This window comes from Mesobacillus maritimus, from assembly GCF_044803185.1.
Taxonomy (GTDB): Bacteria; Bacillota; Bacilli; order Bacillales; family Cytobacillaceae; genus Mesobacillus_B; species Mesobacillus_B maritimus_B.
The window spans coordinates 2,362,302-2,384,116 of sequence record NZ_CP085225.1 but is presented as its reverse complement, the minus strand read 5'-3'; the positions used below and the strand labels follow the sequence as shown (position 1 = coordinate 2,384,116).

The 21,815-nt window shown below is 38.5% G+C and carries 24 protein-coding genes; 9 read left to right on the top strand and 15 right to left on the bottom strand.

Annotation, left to right across the window (positions count from 1 at the left end):
- The first annotated feature begins 43 nt into the window (after positions 1–43).
- Positions 44–544 (top strand): GNAT family N-acetyltransferase, encoded by a 501-nt coding sequence (locus tag LG336_RS11410; RefSeq protein ID WP_404332646.1) that lies wholly within the window; start codon positions 44–46, stop codon positions 542–544.
- On the opposite strand, the gene LG336_RS11405 is transcribed toward LG336_RS11410, so the two are convergent.
- The 3 genes from LG336_RS11405 to LG336_RS11395 form a co-directional block, all read right to left on the bottom strand.
- A complete protein-coding gene (locus tag LG336_RS11405; RefSeq protein ID WP_404332645.1) occupies positions 541–819 on the bottom strand; it encodes a hypothetical protein in 279 nt (92 codons plus the stop codon). The genes LG336_RS11410 and LG336_RS11405 overlap by 4 nt on opposite strands.
- Positions 820–906: 87 nt before the next feature.
- Positions 907–1,173 (bottom strand): phage holin, encoded by a 267-nt coding sequence (locus tag LG336_RS11400; RefSeq protein WP_404332644.1) that lies wholly within the window; start codon positions 1,171–1,173, stop codon positions 907–909.
- Between the two features lie 276 nt (positions 1,174–1,449).
- Positions 1,450–1,683: a hypothetical protein gene (locus tag LG336_RS11395; RefSeq protein ID WP_404332643.1), complete on the bottom strand. Its 234-nt coding sequence runs from the start codon at positions 1,681–1,683 to the stop codon at positions 1,450–1,452.
- A 151-nt stretch (positions 1,684–1,834) separates the two neighbouring features.
- On the opposite strand from LG336_RS11395, the gene corA reads away from it, so the two are divergent.
- Positions 1,835–2,785, top strand: a complete 951-nt coding sequence (gene corA, locus LG336_RS11390) for a magnesium/cobalt transporter CorA (protein ID WP_404332642.1) — start codon at positions 1,835–1,837, stop codon at positions 2,783–2,785.
- A gap of 128 nt (positions 2,786–2,913) precedes the next feature.
- On the opposite strand, the gene LG336_RS11385 is transcribed toward corA, so the two are convergent.
- Positions 2,914–3,453: a CBO0543 family protein gene (locus tag LG336_RS11385; protein WP_404332641.1), complete on the bottom strand. Its 540-nt coding sequence runs from the start codon at positions 3,451–3,453 to the stop codon at positions 2,914–2,916.
- A 199-nt stretch (positions 3,454–3,652) separates the two neighbouring features.
- Here LG336_RS11385 and LG336_RS11380 point away from each other — a divergent pair, with 199 nt between their 5' ends.
- The 3 genes from LG336_RS11380 to LG336_RS11370 all read left to right on the top strand — a co-directional run bounded on the left by LG336_RS11380 (position 3,653) and on the right by LG336_RS11370 (position 6,969).
- On the top strand, positions 3,653–5,788 hold the full coding sequence (locus tag LG336_RS11380; RefSeq protein WP_404332640.1) for a transglycosylase domain-containing protein: 2,136 nt from the start codon (positions 3,653–3,655) through the stop codon (positions 5,786–5,788).
- A gap of 255 nt (positions 5,789–6,043) precedes the next feature.
- On the top strand, positions 6,044–6,700 hold the full coding sequence (locus LG336_RS11375) for an FMN-dependent NADH-azoreductase (protein ID WP_404332639.1): 657 nt from the start codon (positions 6,044–6,046) through the stop codon (positions 6,698–6,700).
- 113 nt (positions 6,701–6,813) lie between these two features.
- Positions 6,814–6,969, top strand: coding sequence for a YpzG family protein (locus LG336_RS11370; RefSeq protein WP_404332638.1), 156 nt, complete (start codon positions 6,814–6,816; stop codon positions 6,967–6,969).
- Between the two features lie 139 nt (positions 6,970–7,108).
- Here the strand turns inward: LG336_RS11370 and LG336_RS11365 are convergent, their stop codons facing one another.
- From LG336_RS11365 to LG336_RS11350, 4 genes are all read right to left on the bottom strand, one after another.
- Positions 7,109–7,543 carry a GtrA family protein gene (locus LG336_RS11365; protein WP_404332637.1) on the bottom strand — a complete coding sequence of 145 codons (435 nt, stop codon included), beginning with the start codon at positions 7,541–7,543 and terminating at the stop codon, positions 7,109–7,111.
- Positions 7,512–8,582 carry a glycosyltransferase family 2 protein gene (locus LG336_RS11360; RefSeq protein WP_404332636.1) on the bottom strand — a complete coding sequence of 357 codons (1,071 nt, stop codon included), beginning with the start codon at positions 8,580–8,582 and terminating at the stop codon, positions 7,512–7,514. The genes LG336_RS11365 and LG336_RS11360 overlap by 32 nt, the downstream gene beginning before the upstream one ends.
- A gap of 34 nt (positions 8,583–8,616) precedes the next feature.
- A complete protein-coding gene (locus LG336_RS11355) occupies positions 8,617–10,293 on the bottom strand; it encodes a DUF6044 family protein (protein ID WP_404333139.1) in 1,677 nt (558 codons plus the stop codon).
- A gap of 148 nt (positions 10,294–10,441) precedes the next feature.
- Entirely contained in the window at positions 10,442–11,152 is a 711-nt protein-coding gene (locus tag LG336_RS11350) for a hypothetical protein (RefSeq protein WP_404332635.1), read from the bottom strand.
- 205 nt (positions 11,153–11,357) lie between these two features.
- Between LG336_RS11350 and LG336_RS11345 the strand changes: the two genes are divergently transcribed.
- Positions 11,358–13,082: an AAA family ATPase gene (locus tag LG336_RS11345; RefSeq protein ID WP_404332634.1), complete on the top strand. Its 1,725-nt coding sequence runs from the start codon at positions 11,358–11,360 to the stop codon at positions 13,080–13,082.
- Positions 13,083–13,154: 72 nt separating this feature from the next.
- Here LG336_RS11345 and LG336_RS11340 read toward each other — a convergent pair whose 3' ends face one another.
- From LG336_RS11340 to LG336_RS11325, 4 genes are all read right to left on the bottom strand, one after another.
- Positions 13,155–13,397, bottom strand: a complete 243-nt coding sequence (locus LG336_RS11340) for a cytoplasmic protein (protein ID WP_404332633.1) — start codon at positions 13,395–13,397, stop codon at positions 13,155–13,157.
- Positions 13,398–13,445: 48 nt separating this feature from the next.
- Positions 13,446–13,814 carry a VOC family protein gene (locus LG336_RS11335; protein ID WP_404332632.1) on the bottom strand — a complete coding sequence of 123 codons (369 nt, stop codon included), beginning with the start codon at positions 13,812–13,814 and terminating at the stop codon, positions 13,446–13,448.
- Between the two features lie 186 nt (positions 13,815–14,000).
- Positions 14,001–14,168: a hypothetical protein gene (locus LG336_RS11330; protein WP_404332631.1), complete on the bottom strand. Its 168-nt coding sequence runs from the start codon at positions 14,166–14,168 to the stop codon at positions 14,001–14,003.
- Between the two features lie 403 nt (positions 14,169–14,571).
- Entirely contained in the window at positions 14,572–14,700 is a 129-nt protein-coding gene (locus LG336_RS11325; RefSeq protein WP_404332630.1) for a hypothetical protein, read from the bottom strand.
- Positions 14,701–14,910: 210 nt separating this feature from the next.
- Between LG336_RS11325 and LG336_RS11320 the strand changes: the two genes are divergently transcribed.
- Positions 14,911–15,693, top strand: coding sequence for a GNAT family N-acetyltransferase (locus tag LG336_RS11320; protein ID WP_404332629.1), 783 nt, complete (start codon positions 14,911–14,913; stop codon positions 15,691–15,693).
- Positions 15,694–15,809: 116 nt separating this feature from the next.
- On the opposite strand, the gene ltaE is transcribed toward LG336_RS11320, so the two are convergent.
- Positions 15,810–16,841: a low-specificity L-threonine aldolase gene (ltaE, locus tag LG336_RS11315; protein ID WP_404332628.1), complete on the bottom strand. Its 1,032-nt coding sequence runs from the start codon at positions 16,839–16,841 to the stop codon at positions 15,810–15,812.
- 333 nt (positions 16,842–17,174) lie between these two features.
- Between ltaE and LG336_RS11310 the strand changes: the two genes are divergently transcribed.
- Both LG336_RS11310 and LG336_RS11305 read left to right on the top strand, forming a co-directional pair.
- Positions 17,175–18,347 (top strand): TIGR04053 family radical SAM/SPASM domain-containing protein, encoded by a 1,173-nt coding sequence (locus LG336_RS11310; protein ID WP_404332627.1) that lies wholly within the window; start codon positions 17,175–17,177, stop codon positions 18,345–18,347.
- Positions 18,348–18,588: 241 nt separating this feature from the next.
- Positions 18,589–18,873 carry a HesB/YadR/YfhF family protein gene (locus tag LG336_RS11305; RefSeq protein WP_404332626.1) on the top strand — a complete coding sequence of 95 codons (285 nt, stop codon included), beginning with the start codon at positions 18,589–18,591 and terminating at the stop codon, positions 18,871–18,873.
- Positions 18,874–18,988: 115 nt separating this feature from the next.
- On the opposite strand, the gene selB is transcribed toward LG336_RS11305, so the two are convergent.
- Positions 18,989–20,872: a selenocysteine-specific translation elongation factor gene (selB, locus tag LG336_RS11300; protein WP_404332625.1), complete on the bottom strand. Its 1,884-nt coding sequence runs from the start codon at positions 20,870–20,872 to the stop codon at positions 18,989–18,991.
- Positions 20,873–20,947: 75 nt separating this feature from the next.
- Complete coding sequence (coaW, locus tag LG336_RS11295; RefSeq protein WP_404332624.1) at positions 20,948–21,760, bottom strand: type II pantothenate kinase; 813 nt, start codon at positions 21,758–21,760, stop codon at positions 20,948–20,950.
- Between the last annotated feature and the right edge of the window lie 55 nt (positions 21,761–21,815).

Sequence of the window (21,815 nt, the reverse complement as noted above, 5' to 3'; positions counted from 1 at the left end):
AAAATATAATAGTTTAAATCCTTTATCGAGGTGAATCATCACAATGAGATTATCTATAAAAGAGATGAACGAAGAGTTTGCTAGAGAAATCTTAGATTGGAAGTACTCCCCACCCTATGACTTATATAATAACGAGTTTAGTGAAGAAGCTTTAGAGGAATTGCTTGAGGAATCATATTATGCGATTGTGAATTCAGAAGGGAATTTAGTTGGATATCTTTGCACTGGGAATACAGCACAAGTACCTATTGGTTCCCAGTTCGGTGCTTATTCAAAGGATTTACTTGACATTGGTATTGGGATGAACCCAGCATTATCAGGGCAAGGGAATGGAAGTGAATTTTTCAGTTTTATTTTAAAGCACTTATTAGACTCTACTTCAAATTTAACCTTCCGATTGACAGTTGCTACTTTTAACAAGCGCGCCATCCGACTTTACGAAAAGCACGGTTTTGCTAAGGAAATGGAATTTAATCGTGGTTCCACTAATTTCATTACGATGGTCAGAGAATATCCAATTGAAAAAAAGATACCCTTCAACTAGTGTGAAGGGTCTTTTCGATGCTTCCTTAGAAAAGATATAAATTTAGATTCTCTAATGAAAACAAGCAACTTGGACCTCTTGATGGTGTTAAGCAATTTAAATTCTCTAATGGCAGTGAGTACATGTTGAAATCTGATTGCCACCCGTTCCTTTAGTTTTCCTTCCTTCTTCTCTTTAGGACCATTTATATATCTTTTCCAGAAAAACTGAACAGTTTCCTCAATGATTAGGAACAAAGCGATGGGTGCAAGGGCAATGATTATCCACTTTACCATGGTTCCAGCCCCTTTCGATAACCTTCAGTATGATTAAATATATGAGACTACTATGATATGATTCCTTTTACGACAAAATTAACAAAATTAATGGGGTTTACGATACAGTTTCGCTCGGTTACTATCTCGATACCCTCTTGTTGTTGGATCTTGAATCAAGCCAAGAAAAGAAAACAGGATAAAAAGACTATTCGTCATTGCCAACACTTCATTTTTAAGCTGCTCTGTTACTTGAAAATCCGTAAGTCCAAGCACATTCAACACCTGCAGCAATAACTGCATCACCAATAATATCTGCGAGACTAACGCAAGTACCCATGTCCGATTTTTGAAACGGACCTTCCAATTAATCAATCCTATCAACTCCCTCTTGACGAAAGCATATGCTAAAGTTTATGCAAGAAGGAGAACCGGTTGTCTTCTTTCATTCTTATTTAATTTTATTGAAAGCTTTTTCCTCTTAATACCTTATTAACCTCCTGCAAAATAATTACCCAACCCATCCCTATATATGTATTTTGTTTACTGAATAATTCGACAAAATATTAAAGAATTCCTTTATTTATAGCAATATTCCAATAATTTATAAGATCTAAAAAAACGCCAAAATGGCGTTTTTTTCCTACTTTCTTATACATTTTTGAGAACCATATCCATCCTTCTATTTCTTTCTTCCCTTTCTTCTGCTGAAGCTAAGTCATACTTTTTTAATAAATGAAACACTTCATTAAGGATATCCTGCGTATGCTCACCATTAAAAAAGCGTTCAAATAATGGTTTGGCTTCTTCAGGTAAGAACGAAGATTGTTCTTCGTATTTCTTCCTTACGTCTTCATGACTGTGATCAATTTTACATTCTCCCATGACAATACCTCCCTCTAAAGATTCTTCTTCTAGAATACCAAATTTGGAGGGAAATTACTCTTTTGCTCATTCGTTCCAATTGAATTTTGTCCATTTATGTCTTTTCGTATAAACTAAGATGGAAGCTTACTAAAAAAATGAGGGACTTTGAATGATCCGTACAATAGCGATTACCAAGGAAAATCAGATTCATCACGATGTACCGGTCCAAGAACTAGTCAGCAAAGATTATAGCTGGTATTGGATTGATTTTAACCAACCAACAAAAGAGGAAGTTGTCACCTTAAGAAAGCCACTTCAGTTTCATCCACTTGCCATTGAAGATTGTCTACATAACCTTCAAAGAGCAAAACTGGATTATTACGAGGATCATACATTCTTTGTATTCTATTTTCTTAACCAAAAGAGTCTAGAAAAGGATGAAGTTGATTTGTTCTTTTCTGAAAAGTATATTGTGACTTTTCATCAACACCCCTCCACGGAGATTAATGAAGTTTGGAAAAGGCTCAAGCATTCTGCAGATCCCAGTATCTTGACTCCGGCCAATGTGCTGTATCATATCTTGGATAAAATCGTGGATAATTATTTCCCCCTTGTCTACGAAATCGAAGATATTTTAAATGATTTGGATGAAAATTCAAGCCAACAAACGATGGAATCTTTACTTGATCGACTTTTCGATACTAGGCATGATCTACTAGCATTACGGCACACGATTAATCCCATGCGTGACCTTGTGTATAGGATGCTTAATTCACAAAGAGTGGCGGACCAAATAACGAATATTGAGTATTTTTCAGACATTCATGACCATTTGTTAAAATTGACGGAAATGGTAGAAGCGAACCGTGAACTAACAACAGATATTCGCGACAGTTATCTATCACTCAACTCACACGAAACCAATCGGGTAATGAAGGTTTTAACAGTCATCACAACCATTTTCATGCCATTGACCTTTATTGCCGGTATTTACGGGATGAACTTTCATAACATGCCAGAGTTGGATTGGAAATATGGATATTTCGCTACCTTATTTCTCATGCTTACAATTGGCTTAGGAATGTTCCTATGGTTTTGGAAAAAAGGTTGGTTTAAATAACTAGACACAAAAAAGTAAGCATCTGTTTCACTTTAGATGCTTACTTTTTTCGGCAATGATTCCTATTACTTATGCAAACATTCATAAGGGCTTTCTTCCAAAAGCCATATTCTATATCATTAAATTCTCTACCTGAAAACATCATTTGGTACATCAAAGACATTCCATAAAAATACGATAAAGATAAAAGATAGGACCCAAGCTACTAACGGTTTTAAATAGTGAACTCTAAGAATGAAAAAAAGAAAAAAATTAAACAATATCGACCAGTAGAAATTCCAGCCATTGTGATATTCAATCAGATTAAGCTTTCGATCCACTGCCTCATTGATAATATAAATGACGGCCCAAGCGAAATAAAAAAGGAACATCTTCCCCTTATTTTCCTTAGGAAACTTGGACAAATAAATAAAAGTTGTTGCTGGATATTTAATCAACATAATCGACAAATTCACATGGGTATTTGTTAAACCAATATCTTCATCTATTCCTTGTGGATTGTAACTCCACATCGGATAGAAATCCGATAAAAGATAAAGATACAAGAAATCACACATGATGAAAAAAAGGAGCGTTGGATAGTACTTTTTCCACCCCTTCAAATCTCCCCATATAAAAAAGCCAATAACCACAAGACTGTATAAATTCCGTTCAAGGTTAACACCCACTCGTAAAATCCAATTATTTACATTTTATCCAATTACGATCATTTCCATTAAAAAACATTAAATATAGATTCCTGCATTCCACAGAGCATTTTTCCGATTTGACGAAAAATATATATAATAATAAAAAAATGTCTATCCGAAACCCTTTCTAGAAAAAATACGTATAATAGAGAGGAATACAAGAAAGATAGGAGATCAAATGGATAAGCTTAAACATCTAATGAAAGAAATGATAAAGCGAATGTGGGATGCTATCATTCTTTTCTGGCAAAGAACACATTTAACGCAAATTTTGTTACTAGCCATATTAGTCATCATTCTTTTATCAATCCTATGGTTTGCGTTCATTGCCAGTCAAGCGAATGTTCAAAGCCTAAAAGATGGCCTAAATCAGGCTACAATCATTTATGACAAGGATGGCGATTTAGCTGGAAGCGTTGCGACGAACCGAACCAATGGTGTGTCCTTTTCTCAGCTACCTGCCCATGTACCGAATGCTGTGGTTGCGATTGAGGATGAACGTTTTTATGAACATAATGGCTTTGACATTAAAGGAATCGCCAGAGCCTTTTTCAGCAATCTTTTTGCAGGGAGAATCACCGGTGGTGGAAGCACTGTAACGCAACAATTAACAAAAAACGCCCTACTATCACAGGAAAAAACCTATCAGCGTAAGGTTGAAGAATTATTTTTAGCTGTTGAAATTGAAAAAGCGTACGAAAAAGAAGAAATCATGGAAATGTATCTGAATCAAAGTTATTTTGGTAGCGGTGCATGGGGAATTGGGAATGCTTCAAAAAAGTATTTTAACAAGGACGTTAAAGATGTGTCTATTAGTGAAGCAGCCATGCTCGCAGGTCTACTTCAAGCCCCTTCGGCCTTGGATCCTTATAAAAATTATGAAGGGTCCATAAAACGACGTGATATCGTTCTAGGACAAATGCAAAAACTTGAAATGATTACCGAAACAGAATTCCAAGAAGCTAAAAACGAAAAAATTGCCTTAAAAGATGGTGGCGGTAGCGTTATTGATCGAAAATATCCATACTATATGGATGCTGTCTTGGATGAAGCGATAAATGAATATGGCCTAACACAAGAAGAAATTTTAACCAGGGGCTATGTTATCCACACACAACTTGATCAAAATCTACAGACAAGCCTTGAAAAGGTGTTTGCGAAAGACTCGCTTTTCCCTAGAAGTACTGGTGAACAACGAGTTCAAAGTGGAGCCGTACTGCTCGATCCAAAAACAGGCGGCATTCGTGCACTTGTCGGTGGAAGAGGAGATTATGTCTTCCGTGGATTTAATCGAGCTACTCATTTGAAAGCACAACCTGGTTCAACTATGAAACCTCTAGCCGTTTTTACTCCGGCACTTGAGGAAGGTTACAAATATGACTCTCTGTTAAAAGATGAAAAAGAATCATTTGGTGATTACAGTCCAGAGAATTTTTCAAGAACCTATCAAGGGGAAGTTCCCATGTATGAGGCAGTCGAAAAGTCGATTAATTTACCGGCGGTCTGGCTACTAAATGAGATTGGCCTAAAGAAAGGAATTTCCTCAGTAAATAAATTTGGAATCTCTCTAAAGGAAGAAGATAAAAACCTGGCCATTGCCCTTGGAGGAATGCACAACGGGATTTCTCCTCAACAGCTTGCAGAAGCATACTCTGCCTTTCCAAATAGTGGGGTACGAAACGAAAGCCATATCATTACAAAAATAGTTGGTCCGACTGGAAATATTATTGCCGAACATAAGAAAGAAACAGTGAAAGCCACAACGAAACGAGTAGCTGAAGAAATGACTTCCATGCTCCTCAACGTTGTAGAAACCGGTACTGGCCAAGCTACTAAAATAAGTGGAATGCAAATTGCTGGAAAAACGGGCTCTACTCAGCTCCCTTTTAATGATATTAACGGAACTAAGGACCAGTGGTTTGTGGGCTATACTCCTACAATAGTCGGTGCTGTTTGGATTGGGTACGACAAAACAGACCGCAACCATTACCTGCCTAACAGCAGTTCAGCGACAGTTGTTCCGATTTTCAAAGAGATCATGACTCAAGCTTCTCCACATATTGACCAAGCTGAATTTCCTGTGAAATCAGTAAATGCACGGCTTGGACAAAATGAACCAAGTAAGTTGACCGAAGAACAGTTAAAAGAGCAGGCAAAGAAACTCGAAGAAGAACTAAAAAAAGCCGCCGATAAAGTCGAAGAAAAGCTTAAAGAAGAAGCACCTAAATGGAAAGATGTTTTGGAAAAAGCAAAACAAGATGCTGATGTCCTAGGAGGTAAAGTGAAAGAAAAGCTCGGGGATTGGATACCTTAAACCAAAAAACGTTTGGGACAAATCATAGTTCCAAACGTTTTTTTGTGGATTTCAGTATGAATCGGGATTCCTAATTAGGTACCTCCTTCTTAACTTTTTGTTATAAAACTTAATAGCGTGACGTGTTTTCTGAATATTTCATCTATAGACACCAAATCTTCATGAACTTCTCTTTTTCTTCAACCTTGAGGTTCGCTTTTTTTAATATAATAGTGGTGGTATTGTGAGAATCCAAAAAGATTGGGATGAAGATACATGAAAAAATTACTTTATATAACCGCCAATCCAAAGGGCTTAGAAAAATCTAAGGGTTTACAAATTGGCGAGACCTTTATTGAAACCTTTCAAGCTGAGCGACCAGATGTTGAAGTTACTCGACTTGATTTATTTACTATTGATATGCCAGCTATGGATGCAGAATTGGTATCGGCACGCGCGAAAGTCGGTGGCTATGGAGTACCCATCGATCAATTAGAAGAAGGAGAAAGAGATAAGTTAACCAAAATGCATGCTCTTGCAGAGGATTTTAAAAGGTACGACTATTATGTATTTGTCTCGCCTGTTTGGAACCTCGGTTCACCAGCGGTATTAAAAGCCTATCTCGACAATCTTTTTGTTCATGGAAAGACGTTTGCATTTACTCCTGATGGACCTAAAGGGTATTTAACTGGCAAAAAAGGCATTCATATTCAAACACGTGGAGGGATTTATGACCACGGACCAATGAAGGGATTAGAATCAGGCGACCGCTATCTACAAATTGCCCTTAATTTTCTTGGAATAAGTATGATGGATACTATTGTTGCCGAAGGCTTCGACCATTTTCCAAAACAAATTCCAGAAATTGTTGCAAAGGCAAAAGCGAATGCTATCTCCGCTGCGAAAGAAATGGCACATTCAACCGCTGAGTAGTTATGCTTTTCCAAAGAATTTGGATAAAACACATGAATTAAGCAAAGTCTATAACTGATATTCGATTATTCGAGTATCTCCCGTATCAACAATCCCATCCAAGAGGTGATTTGATGAGTTACAGAGATTATCTAGACCCTCAATCACAACGTTTCGTGACAAACACGACACGACGAAAGCATTTAAATGCTCAATTGAATGGTGAAACAAAGGTATCCTTAAACACCATCATTGCTAGAGGAAATGCCAAGGCTCACAGGATGTTTTGATAACGGGAAATGGAAAAAGACGCATCTATTGCGTCTTTTTTCTCTTTTATACACTTTTATTAATTATAAAATAAAAAACGAGCTAAGAAGATAAGCCCGTTTGGTAGGGAAATGAATTTATTGAAGATAAGTGTCCATTCTATTCCTCAGAACCCCTTCGAAAAACAAAAGATTTTTGTCCCAGATAATTAGTGAGTGTGTATAGGACGGTTCCGACTAGTATCGCCAACTCATCTTTTGATATAAAGCTAAATGGCTGGCTAGAATGATGAATGCTTTCAGCCACTACCCCCCCAATAAAATAAGAGAGGAAATAACAACTAAGGATAACCAAGAAAAACTTAGGTATACCTTTGGAGCCAGTTACGTTGCTATTAAATGTAAAAGAACGGTTCAATACGTAACTAACTCCTGCCCCTATACAATTGCCAACTAAGGTAGCTAACCAATACATCCAACCTAACAGGTTTAAGAGAATAAACATAATGGATAAGCCTATGATGGTATTGACCACTCCGACGAGTAAAAAGCGAAAAAAGGAATTAGTTTGTTTCAGACTGTTTACGGCGATCATCTATGTAGGCCTCCTCGTTTAGATTGTTTTCAGGAAGGCTTACACCTCCCATTTTTTTAGGAGTCTCCTCCACAATCGATGGCCTTCCTAAATTAAATAAATCGATGTCGACGTTGTATTTTGGACGTCTTTTGGTTTCTTTATAAATTTTGCCGATATATTCTCCAACTAATCCCAAACCAATAAGCTGAAGTCCCCCAATTAACCAGATGGAAGTTATCAAGGAGGTCCAACCTGTTTCGGTACTTCCGAAAAATTTTAAAGAGAGAAAATAAATCCCGAAAACCAAACTTACTAAAAAAAAGAGACAGCCGACTAACAGTACAAAGCGTATGGGGGTCACCGAAAAGGATGTGATTCCATCTAAGGCAAAGGCAAGCATTTTCTTTAATGGATATTTTGTTACCCCTGCAAGCCGCTCCTTACGTTCATAATACACTGACGTCGATTTGAATCCGATTAATGGAACAATTCCCCGTAAAAAAAGATTAGATTCTTCATAACGTTCTAGTTCTTCAATCGCTCGCTTGCTCATTAATCTGTAATCAGCATGATTGTAGACAAGATTAACCCCCATTTTTCTCATTAGTTTATAAAAGCCTTCTGCGGTTTTTCGCTTAAAAAAACTATCACTGTCACGTTTTGACCTGACACCATAGACAACTTGAAAACCTTCCTTGTATTTCGCCACGAAATCAGGGATTACCTCAATATCATCCTGTAAATCAGCATCAATGCTAATCACACAGTCAGCGATACTTTTAGCAGAGAACAGTCCAGCGAGAAGAGCATTTTGGTGCCCTACATTACTAGCTAGCTTTAACCCCCTTACATGGTTCCCCTGAATACTTTCCTTGTAGATAATATCCCAGGTTCTGTCCTTGCTCCCGTCATCAACAAAGAGGATTCGACTTTCCGAAGAAAGAGTTCTATCTTGTATCATGTCTGTTAGTAAGGTTTTTAATTGATTCATCGTTTCTGGTAAAACTTCTTGTTCGTTATAGCACGGAACCACGATGGCAAGTACTGGTTGTTGCATGGTTGCATCCTCCCTGTTGTAGGCTTAGAAATAATTAGATTGCCTTATAAAGGTGAATTTTCCATGCGGATTCCTTCGAATGGAACACTTTCTCAAGATTTAATCCATTCTCGTCCGCATTTTCAATGGGTACAGAAGAAAAAATATATCTTCCTCCCATTCGTTTGAATTGATCAATATTCAGTTCTAAATTCTGTATTCGCTTTTTAGTTGTTTTCTTAAACATATAATGCTTTCCTAATTCAGCACTAAAAAGATAACAACGACCGCCCCATTCATCAAAGTAAGTTCGAATCGTTTTATTCTTCTCGAGCTCTTTTTCAATAATCTTGCGAAACTCATATTTATAGGTCAGGGGATAAAAGTTATTGTAGGTATCAAGCGTATAAAAACCGTTGTATTGTGAAATTGCTGGGTGAAGTCCAATGCTTGCTACTCGATAATCATCCTGAGGAATACCGATATAATCTTTAATCTCCATAAATTGTTCCACAGCATAAAATTGACCAACTGACGGCTTTTTTGAAAAAACAATCTCCTCATTCGCAAAAATGAGCAAAACAACTTGAGCGACAGCTACCCAAGGTACGAGTTTCCTCCAATAACGTCCTCTTTCCCATAAGATTTTTAAACTTATTGCAAATAACACGTAAATTATTAACGGGCGTAAGAAATGGTACCGAGCAAAATTAAACGTATCGAGAAAATGAAACTTTTCTGTTAATGGGAGCCATCCCTTATAAAACCAAAAGGCATACCATGCGGAAAGTAAAAAATTTAATATAAACAAGAACACAAAACGTTTTTCCTGCCGCCATAATTTTCTAATCCAAATGACAAGGAACGCTAAAAAAAGCACAGGTTGGATGAAAATTGTATGGATCGTCAATACGTGATTGTGTCCGAGGAAATAGTTTTTAAAGGTTAGCCGTACTGAGTGCCAGAACGTTAACCGAGCATGGAAATATTCATCCCTACTGTTTGGTTCATGATCAAAAATAAATGAGTACACAAGCCTATATTCGACCAACATAAATATCAATGTCATATAAACAATGGCAAAGAAAAACGGCCAATTCCACCTCTTTTTCCTTATCACATCACTTAGCCAAAAAATTCCTAACCCACTTAAAAAAAAGAAAAAGCCTAGTACAATGCTTGCGTACAAAGGAAGTAGTGTCAGTACTAAATAATTCTTCCAAGAGTAATCACCATTGCGGATATTTAAAAATGCCCATAATGCTAATGGCATCCCAAGTGTACTAAGCATCCCTGATGGCCAGAACGGGGTCATCGCAAAAGCTAAAGCAACACCCACACGGATAATGGTCCATTTTTTATCAGGTATGAAGTGTTTTTTCAACAAGAGATACATTCCAAGTAAGGCAACGAAACGAGTGATTGCTTGGCTTAGTCCATAAGCAATCATGGTCGGGAATAAGGCATGTAGCCAAACAATCAAGCTGAACTCTGTACCGAAGGCATTACGCTGGAGTTCCCCATCGATTATTTGTGGAATTCTGGCATCCGTGGGTCCAAGGAGTTCACCACTTTCAACTAGAACTTTATACCAGGCTATATTTGAATCAAGATTATCATGTACTCTTATATGAGCATTTTCCCCGAGAATGAATAGTGGCGATAGAAACAACGCCAAGAAGATAAGAGCTCCTACGAAAACTCGTTGTTCAGTCTTCGATTCCGTTAATATCAATCGTCACACCCCATAATTGCCGTAATCTTACCCTTAAGTTTCGCTTTTACCCTTGAATCTATTCCCATCATTTCCAAGATTCGTCCAGTAAGTGAACATTAAACCTCGAAAAGAAAAGAGCACCATTAGCTGGTGCTCCCCTTCTTTAATAGAGGTCTACATCATCATAGCCTGTTAAAGAATCCATATGACTTGCAATCATAGCAATGATTGTGCTTGCTTCTTCCTTGGTAAAGATAAAGTTTGATTCATCCTTGACCAGCTCGTCGTCATCCGTCCAAATCCGGTTAACTCGTCTTAAAACACCATCCCCGGTTTCGGTTACGATTCCAAATTGATAGGTAACTTCGACCTCTTCTTCCTTCTGGAAGGCTGTTACTTCAGGAGTTTCCCATTCAACGTCAATTTCTTCGATGATATCTCCATCATCATCAATCACTTCACCAACATAATACTCATCTTCATCATCCTCAACATCTGAAGCTGTCAAATATTCCTCGTTAAGTTCGTCGTCTTCATCAATATAGTAAACCTCAGTATCATCTTCATTTAAAAATTCATGGAAGCTTTCATGAACTGCATCCACGATATCATCAATGTCTGCTAGGATTGTTCGTGATGGCTGTTCAAGGTCGACATCAAAGGTTTCTACGTAAAATTCTGAGTTATATGGGTCAAAAAATAAGGTGCAAAAATATTCTCTTTCATCACCCTCTGTTTCCACAAAGAACTCAATTCTCGGGTGTTTTGCACTGCGGTCGATGGTCATATGACCAGTTTGATCAAATTTCTCACAAATCGATTCGAGATGCTCCTGTAATTCACCTGTTACCCTGTCAAACCACTCTAATGACATGAGCCTCACATCCTTTCCGTTTACTCGCATGTATTATGTCCTCTTTTGTTCATTATCCTTAATACCAGTTTCAACCAATAATCTAGTAATCGTTCCCTCCACACTAGAATAAAAGGTGTTATCACATTCTTACATGAATTTACCATCACTTTTCTTCTTTTAATAACCTTATAATGGTATTTAGATTGAATAAGGAGATGGAAGAATGAACACTACAAAGATTGTCTTTAAACTATTTCCATTTTTCGCTGTCCTCATCATCCTTTTAACAGTAGGTACAATGATTTATATAGATAATAAAAACAATTCAATCCCAGTTCCTTTTTCAACGATTGCTCAAACAGTTGAAGCCTTGGGAACTGAAACTGCTCGCTTAACAGAACATGCGGATGGAACACTTGAACTTGAAACAAGGGAAGCAACCTTTATTTCTCATGTGCCTCCGAACAGTCAAATGGTCGAAAATTTAGTGGAAACGAATAATATTCACTATACTTATTCTGATAACAGTAAGTATGGATCGCTTATTTTAGGGGGCATTGTCATTCTTCTCCTCACAACCGCCTTAATCGTACAAAAGAAAACAAAAGGTGGAATTGGAATTGGCAATAAAATGAAAAACAGTCTTTCAAAACCAACTCCTCTACCAACGATTACTTTGAATGACGTCGGTGGGCTACAAGAGGAGATGAAAGAAGAAATTCTTCAAACTCTCTCAATCCTGAAAGAGCCAGAACGTTCCGCAAAAATGGGGATAAAGCCGCCAAAAGGCATTTTATTATATGGGCCTCCCGGTACAGGGAAAACCTTGCTTGCTCAGGCGATTGCTCAAGAACTAAATGCAAACTTCTTTTCCGCTAGTGGGTCAGCTTTTAATGAAATGTTCATCGGTGTGGGTGCCTCTCGGGTCCGCAGTTTATTTGCTAGCGCACGTAAACAGGGGCCAGCTGTCATTTTTATTGATGAGGTAGATGCCCTTGCCGGGAGAAGGAAGCCTAACGGGGGCGAAGAAGGAGAAAAAACACTAACAGAACTCCTTGTTCAGCTCGACGGCGGCCACGCTAATGATGGCATTTTGTTCATTGCTGCGACCAATCGTAAGGATATGCTAGATGAGGCTTTCTTGCGACCAGGTCGAATTGATTTCTCCTTTCAAGTTCCTCTTCCTGATACTAGGGGTCGCAGGGAAATCATTGACATTCATATAAAAGGGAAAGACCTATCCGATGAAGTTCGCGCTTCTTTAGATGAGTTAGCAGAGAGCACTTCAGGTTTTTCTGGTGCTGAGCTGTCTTCGCTTTTTGCTACGGCGAGTCGGCTAGCACTAAGAAAGGGCCGCACAGTTTTAATGAAAAGCGATCTTGGTTACGCATTGGATAGAACGATTCTTGGGAGTAGCTCGCGAGCACTTTTGGATTTGGATGTGAAACGTAGAGTGGCCATTCATGAAGCCGGCCATGCACTTGTCGCTGCGGTTACCAAACCAGGATCGGTCAGAAAAGCAACCATTGTCCCTCGTGGCCAAGCTCTTGGATATGTGGCGCCTATTGCTAAGGAACTACAATTATCCACCACTAGTGAATTACTAGAACGAGTAGCGATGATTCTTGCCGGAGGAGTAGCAGAAAGGTTATACCTTGGCGAACATAGCATTGGGGTCAGTGGTGATGTCCAACAAGCAAAGCAGATTATTGAACAGATGGTTGAAACTGGATTGCTACAAGATGGCTTCACTCTGACCTTTAGCAAAGAAGCAAAAGATGAAAACATGCAAAAGCTTTTCCACAAGGCTCTTACAAAGGCAGAAACACTGATAAGCACTCACGAGGATCAATTTAAAGCACTTGTTGATGCCTTACTAAAAAAGGAAACACTCGAAGGTACAGAGGTAGAAGAAATCGTAAACGGGAAAAATCAAATGGTTTCGTAAAGACATCTTCATAATAATTACAAAAGAAACAGGAATCTAAGACGATAGATTCCTGTTTCTTTGCATTTATCATTAAAACCAAATATTATGCATTTCCATTAGGAAATTTTTAGTGATAGGAAATCCAGAACTCACTCCGATAATTGAATCAATCCCACAAAACGGACAAACAGCTGTATCATCATCAACCCATTCAACGATTTGACTAGGACTAAAGATCTTCAGACAATGGAAACAGCCACAAACCTCGTCTTGCTCCAACTTTTCACGATGGCGGCTGCTAAAACGATGTGCATTTTCTAATTGCTTATTCATATGTATCAGCTCTTTTCTATTTTGAATTTAGCCATCAAATAACTTTTCTTATCTCCACTCCAATATTTCAATACGATTTCCAAATGGATCATTTATATAAATTCGATTAGCCCCGGGTAAGTGTCCATCCTCAGTAAACCCAATATCTTGGTTGGTTAAATGCCTTTTTAGTTCCTCTATATTTTCCACCTCAAATGCCGGGTGAGCCTTTTGAGCAGGAGAAAAAGGTTCTTCTATTCCAATGTGGACTTGTATGTTTCCACATTGGAACCAAACTCCCCCTTTTTGTTTTAGGGATTCAGGCTTTTCGATTTCAACAAACCCCAAAACATCAATAAAAAACCTTCTTGCAGTCTCCTCTGACTCTTTAGGAGCTGCCAATTGAATATGGTCAATGGCTTTAAAAATAAAAGACACTTCTACCCCCTCCAAACTTGGACCTAATCCCTTTCAACTCAGGTTGATGGCAACCCGCTATCAAGTGCTATCATTACTATATTCTCTGCTAGCCTCTTCAATTCCTTTTTACACTTTGGACGTCGATCCTTGTCTTATATTAAATAAAAAAAATCCCGTCAATCTAACTGACGGGTGCGGATTCGTTTATATAAAATGGTTAGTCTCTTCATTATCAGGATCGATAGCTTCAGCTAAAAGATGAATATCCTTTATAATTTGCACACGGATTCTGTCATCCTTACATTTCTTGTATTCATCAAACAAACGACCTAATTCCTCGATGAAAATGGTTACTTCCTCAGCTTCCGCCATAATTATTACCCCTTTATTATTAATCCTGTACCTAATTGAATATGAATGAAGTGCACCTTCCATCAAGGCAAAATAAGTGGACAATATGTTCTACCCGAAAAATTGATGACCTAAACATTTTGTCCGATATTAATGAGAGATTATCATACTAAAGCCTTATGTCTCTCCAATCAGGCACTTTTCTCAAACATTGTTGCTTACAGAGCTTAAACAGAACTTTAATGCCATGTTTTTCATTGAAAAATAGATTTAGCGTATGAGAAAAGAGCAGCAACTAAGTGATGAAGCACAAATAAGCTTTTCTTGCGTTAAAATCGGCTTTAGGATTTTAACAACAAACTAAACGAAAACAGCCTACAATTAAAATAACCGTCCAATATATTGGACGGAGACAGTTTATTATTTACCAATCACGTGTACGATCAAGCAGTTGGTCAATTTCAATGTGGCTCATTATAATGCACGATGCTTCTTCAGCAATCTCAGCAGTTTCATCAAGTAATTGATCTATGTCGGTGTATAGTTTTGCCATACCGAACCTCCTAATATGGTGTACTTACTATACCATCCGAAGGACATAAACAATTTGTGGGGGTAGAAGAAAATTAATTTTGTAGAAAAACTCCCACAATCATCCTGAAAATATATTATTACTTAAAAATAAACCTGTATCTAAATACATGTTTGTATTAAAATGAATATCAATATTCGGAAAATTTTCATTGGTACAGGGGGACTGGGAATGATTAGAAAGCTTGCGGCAAAGGACCATCAACAGGTTATGCGATTCCTTGCTGATGAACCATCAATCAACCTATTTATTATCGGAGACATCGAAGCATTTGGTTATGATGCTAATTTTCAAGTATTATGGGGCGAATTTTCCGATTGTGGAGATTTAATCGCAGTCCTATTAAAATACCATAATTCATTTATTCCTTATGCGAAGAGTGCTTTTGACATTCATGGTTTCACAGAGATTATTAAGAGCTATACAACGGAGCCTCTAATGTCTGGCAAGGCAGATATCGTTGAACAATTTGAAAAAATGCCAGGAATTAAACTTGGTAGAAAACAAGAAACCTTCTTTGCAGAGTGCCGAACAGATACTCACTTAGGGAAACCTGAATTACCTATTAAAAAGGCAACGATTTACGATGTGGATCTTATTATTGAATTACGGTCAACCATTGACGAATTCGTTGTAAGTGATACTGCACGTGACATGCTGGTACAGTCGATGGAAAGCAACACCGGGCGGACCTATTTCCTAGAGGAGAATGGATCTTTAACTGCTTGTGCCTCAACAACTGCGGAGAACTCGGTTTCTGCTATGATCGTGGGAGTCTGCACTAGTAAAAAACACCGGCAAAAAGGGTTAGCAACTGATGTTCTGCAAAAGCTCATTAAAGATGTGCTTGATGAGAACAAAATCCTCTGCCTGTTTTACGATAATCCAGCCGCAGGGCGAATATATAAAAGATTAGGCTTTCAAGACATCGGCAAATGGACAATGTACCGGTAAAACCAGGAATTTATATAGGTAAAGGGATTCATAGTTAGAATCTTCTTTACTAGGAAAAGGGCTCGCCTGCATGGTAGCAATCACAATGCTAGCCATACAGACGAACCCGTTTTTCTTTATTTGCATTTTTTAGCCGCTATCAAAATCGCTGCAATTGCGTCCTCAAGTTGTGCATCACTTACATCAAAATTGGTCACAAATCGAACGGACGTTGGCCCAAAACCTCCTGCGAGTACGCCTTCTGAATACAGATGCGCAACAAATTCCTCTGAGTTAACCCCAAGTTCCTTTACATCTACAACGACGATATTGGTTTCTACTTTGTTTTCGACGCGAAGTCCATCGATATTATCTATCTCCTCTGCCAGTTTCCGCGCATTCGCATGATCTTCTCCCAAGCGGTCTTTCATTTTTGTGAGAGCAATTAACCCTGGTGCTGCAATAATCCCGGCCTGTCTCATTCCACCACCAAGCATCTTCCTCCATTTTCGTGCTGAATGAATAAATTCTTTACTTCCAGCAATAATCGATCCGACTGGTGCTCCAAGACCTTTAGATAAACAAAACTGAACGGTATCTGCATACTGAGCAAAGTCTTTTACTTCTACTCCTGCACCCTCTGCAGCATTAAACAATCTTGCTCCATCAATATGTACTGGAACCTGATTTGCTTTAGCAATTTCATAGATTTCTTTCATATTCTCAACCGGAACAACTGCTCCTCCAGCACGATTATGAGTATTTTCAATAGAAATGAGTCCTGTAACAGGATAATGGATATCCACGCCTCTTATCGCGTTTTTGACCGATTCAGGGTTCATAGCCCCGCGAACTCCTGCTATTGTCCTAGTTTGAACCCCGCCTAAAGCAGCGACCGCCCCAGATTCATAATAAAAAATATGAGATTCAGCTTCTAAGATAATCTCTTGACCAGGTCTACAGTGCGTCAAGACTGCAATCTGATTCCCCTGCGTTCCACTTGTCACCAACAATGCGGCTTCCTTCCCGAGAATATCTGCAGCTTTTTCTTCTAAAAGACGTACAGTTGGATCTTCTCCATACACATCATCTCCAACTTCTGCTTCATACATTGCTTTTCTCATTTCCTCTGTTGGTTTAGTGACTGTATCACTACGTAAGTCGATCATTCGTCGCTCCCCTTTCACACCTGTTTATTTCTTTAAAATCTTTGCTAAAGCTAATAGTTACTATTTTAACAGAAATGATTCAAGACCTGTTTAAAAAGATTGAAACAAACTCAAGGCTTTCTTTTCAAGAGAGTGAAGGTATTATCGTTTATTCATCGTCAATAGTGGAATGAATTCCTTTTGTAGGAGAATTGTAACATTCCAACCAATCGATTATGTTTTTTAATCTTATAATAAAATTATATTAAAAAGGTATTGATTGTTGTAATACCTTGAATGAGGTTGAGGATTTTTTATGCCTCCTATTAAACTAAGAAAAGTATGGTGATGAAGATGCACGGACATCAAAATGGACATGGAATGGCTGGGAAAGCAATGCACCCAGGTGTTATTGATTTTAATGTCAATCCTTTTATTGTGATTTGGGAAGTAACAAGAGCATGTCATCTGAAATGTGTACATTGTCGGGCAGATGCTCAAACAAAACCAGACCCTCGCGAATTAAACCATGAAGAGGGACTCGACCTAATTGACCAGATTTATAATATGGGAAATCCGATGCTAGTATTTACTGGTGGAGATTGCATGTTGAGAGAGGACCTTTTTGAACTCGCTGATTATGCAGTTAAAAAAGGAATGCGTGTCTCGATGACACCGAGCGCGACACCGAGTGTAACAAAAGAGAAAATGGCAAGGGCAAAAGAAGTAGGCTTATCACGCTGGGGCTTCTCTATTGATGGACCAACACCTGAAATTCATGACCATTTCCGGGGTACTCCTGGTGCTTTCGAATTAACTCTAGAAAAAATTAAATACTTAAATGAATTAAATATGCCGCTTCAAATCAATACGGTCATTTCTCGTTACAACTATGACCATCTTGAAGAAATGGTTAAGCTCGTTACTGATATGAAAGCAGTAATGTGGTATATTTTCCTACTAGTTCCGACTGGACGTGGTCAAATAGATGCTTGTTTAACACCTGCTGAACATGAAAAAGTATTCCGTTGGTTATATGAACTGAGCAAAACAGCGCCATTCGATATTAAAACAACTGCAGCACAGCATTACCGTCGAGTAGTCTTCCAACAAAAAGCACGCGAGCATATCGTTGATAAACATGATATCCGCTATGAAGATACTCTAACAAAAGATATGGCTTCATCTATCGATGGGTTAAAACGTGCGCCTAAAGGCGTTAATGATGGCAACGGATTTGCCTTTGTGTCGCATACTGGAGATGTAATGCCAAGCGGTCTTTTACCAATCGTAGGCGGAAATATTCGTGAACAATCATTAGCTGAGATTTATCGTGAAGCAAAGGTCTTTAAAGATCTTCGCCAGCCTGATAATTATAAAGGCAAATGCGGTGTTTGCGAATTCCGGAATGTATGTGGTGGCTCCCGTTCAAGAACCTATGCAGTCACTGGTGATTATATGGAAAGTGAGCCATTCTGTGTGTATATTCCAGAGGCAATGCGTAAAAAAGAGACCCTTTTAAGCTAAAGGTTCTCTTTGAATAAGAATCTACATCCCTCCTACTATTCTTACTCTAGAGTTGGTAGATGGGGTGTATTTTTCTATCTAGTAAACTTTTTAATAGCTGAAACCATTGAACACCTATTCTTAAATGCCTTGCGCTATGTTTGAAGGTTTTATGACAATGCAATCACGAGTGATAGAAATCACATGGTAAACAACCTCATATGCTTTACAATGTAACTAACGAAAGGATGGTGCCAACATTATGATTAAAATTGAAAACAATGCCTACAAATGGTTTGAATCAGAATTCGAAGTACCAAAACCGTTTTCCATTCGTCTTTATCCTCAATACGCTGGATTTGGTGAGAAAAATAAAGGTTTTAGCCTTGCCTTTTCTCTTGAAGAACCAAATATAGCTGAAACCCAGCAAGAAATTAATGGAATTACTTTTTTTATTGAATCAAATGATCGTTGGTTTTTTGATGACACAAACGTGAGTATTCAATTCTGCGAAAATAAAAAAGAAGTATATACTACTTATTCTTAATCTTTTAATATCCCCCTTCAGAGCCTATACCAGTTGTACAGGCTCTTTTTATTTTACCTCAACAGTATACCTAGACAAAAAAAGCAGCGGACTGAAATCATGTCCGCTACCTAAGTTATTTTCTCCATACGCGTTTGTTTTCAACACGTCTTGTAAGGCCCATTGAATCAAGCCGCTCAAGAAATGGAATCATATACTTTCTTGACAAGTCGACTGCTTCTTTCGCTTCTCCTACTTCAAATTCGGGACCTGTGTGGCCACGCAGCTTCGCTACAGCTTCTTCGAATAATTCCATATCCCAGTAATATTGATCATCTAATGGAACAATCGCCCTTTGTTCTTCAAGAAATCTTTTTAGTTCTCCAGAAAGGTTTTCTGGAATCCCTGCTTCCTTGAAATAATCCTTTAGATAACGAACCTTTAATCCATCTTTTCTTAATTCTTTTAATAGATTTTCTGTCCGTTTTTCCCAATTCTTTGGAACATGAGGATCAAAAGAGGCGGTTTTTACATATTGATCTTTCCGGGTATAAATCCCCTTTTTAAACCCATTTTCAACAACAAAATCCAGTAGGTTTTTAGGAAACGTTTTTTGCATATTTTGAAGAAGCTCAGCCTTATTTAATCCCTGGCGCATTGGATTTTCCCGATGGAAATCTTCTAGCTTGTCTGTAATATCATCCTCAATCGCTTCTATTAGCTTTGCTAGCGTATATTCCTTCCCATTAAATAAGACAAATTCTTCACTCTGAAGAGTATCTTTTAATGTTTCCTCATCAAGGGCAGTTCGTTTAATTAACTCAATTAGTGGTAAGCTTTTTGCCTCGTATAAAGCCGCTGATACACGTTCTATTGGAGTACCAACTTTCTTCTTTTCAAGCTCTTCAATCGTCTTTTCACCAAAACGGTATTTATTACCACGAGGGTCGATAACCCAGCCACCACCAATTGTTTCCTGTGGGCTCGGTCTGCGAATAATAAAACGATCTCCCCGCTTCGTGACAATCTCCTCTTCTAAGCGGAGCTGGCAAAGGATCTCTTCATTTTCTTCTTTTAATTCATTCCGGTCAAAAAAGACAATTCTCCCCATTACTTCTGCTGTTCCGATGTGACATTTGATTGGAGTTCGTTGCTTAACTAAGTACTCAAGATCTTCGACCACCTTGATGGCGACATCAAGAGTTCTCGTTACTATAAACTGCTCAGAAGATACAAGTACTTCCCCGCGTTCAATGTCTTCCTTAGAAACACCAGACAGATTAATAGCCACTCGTTGACCTGCAAAGGCTGAGGAAGCTGGCTTATGATGTACCTGCAATTGACGCGCCCGGACTTCAAGTCCTTTCGGCATAACTTTTAAAAGTTGCCCTTCTTCAACACTTCCCTCATAAACTGTTCCTCTGACCACAGTTCCTTGTCCTTTTACTGTGAACACTTGGTCAATTGGCAAGCGAAAGGCTCCACGAGAATCACGAACCTCTTGTTGTTTCAAGGTCTCGATAATTTGTGATTTCAACTCTTCAATCCCTTTTTTAGACAGTGAATCCACCATCATAAAAGGCGCGTCCTCAAAAACGGTTCCTTCTAACTCGCCTAAGATATCATCTTTGACAAGATCAATGAATTCTTCCTCAACTCGATCAATCTTCGTTACCGCTATGATTCCAGCTTTAATACCTAGGAACCCCAAGATATCCAGATGCTCCCTTGTTTGCGGCATAACCCCTTCGTCGGCGGCAACGACAAGAACAACTAAGTCGATACCGGCAACTCCAGCAATCATTTGACGGATGAACCGCTCGTGTCCTGGCACATCGACAACGGAAATTTGTAGCTCATCATCTTCATACAATGGAGCGAAGCCAAGCTCTATGGAGATTTGCCGTTCTTTTTCTTCTTTTAAACGATCTGTATCGACGTTTGTCAACGCTTTCGTTAATGTCGTTTTTCCGTGATCGATATGGCCAGCCATACCGATAGTAAAATATCGTTTGCTCAATACTGACACCTTCTTTTATCTCTTCTACCTCTAATACTCTACCTTGAATGTCACTTTTGTTCAAGAAACGATTTTTCAAACAATTAGTGCCCCAATTGCCCCACAATATTCTCCGTCTTGCAAGAAATGCGGAGTAAGACCAACCATTGATGAAAAACGCTCTAATCCAGCCTGCAAAGTTGAGTTCTCAATGAGCGTACTACCGATATAAACAATCTCCTGGGTTTGGTGAAGTTTTGCTGTTTGGTTACTAAGGAGTACGATGGTTTCCGCTATCATATTCACGATAGCCGCTATTCGGTCTGATTCAGAATGGGCTACAGTTTCTGCTGCTTTTGCAAAATTACTTGCCGTTAATGTCCCTTCAATAGGTGGATCTTCAGGGTGATAGATATCCTTTACTAACAAGTCAATATTGGCTTTGTCGCCTTCAATTGCTTGTTCGACAAGTTGAGAATATTCAGTCCTAGTGGAAAGAAGTTTCCCCAACCCCATAAATGTTCCGCCGCCAATACCACTTCCGAGTATTCTTTCTGTTTTCTCAGCTTCAATTAAGTACCAAGAGGTTCCGGTCCCGATGTTAACTAGCATGAACTTAGAGGCTATTTTAAGTCTGGACTTTTTAATTAAATACCTAGCCCCTTCACATGAGGCATCAAACTCCGTTACCACCTTAGCATTTGGAAAGTACCTTTTCCTTAAATACTCAGCCTTGCCTCCAGTTACGTTCACTTCAGCTTGCTGAGCTAGAATGGCTAGCCACCCCACTGCATCGTCTAGCTTTTCAATCGGATATTTTTTATATGTAAGCTTTCCTTTTTCTTCAATAACAATTTTGACCAAGGAACCGCCAGCATCAATCCCAATACGCTTCTGCATATTTGTCATGGACCTCCTTAAGTTAGCTTTAACTACCTTAGTTAATAATCTATCACAAATGCTT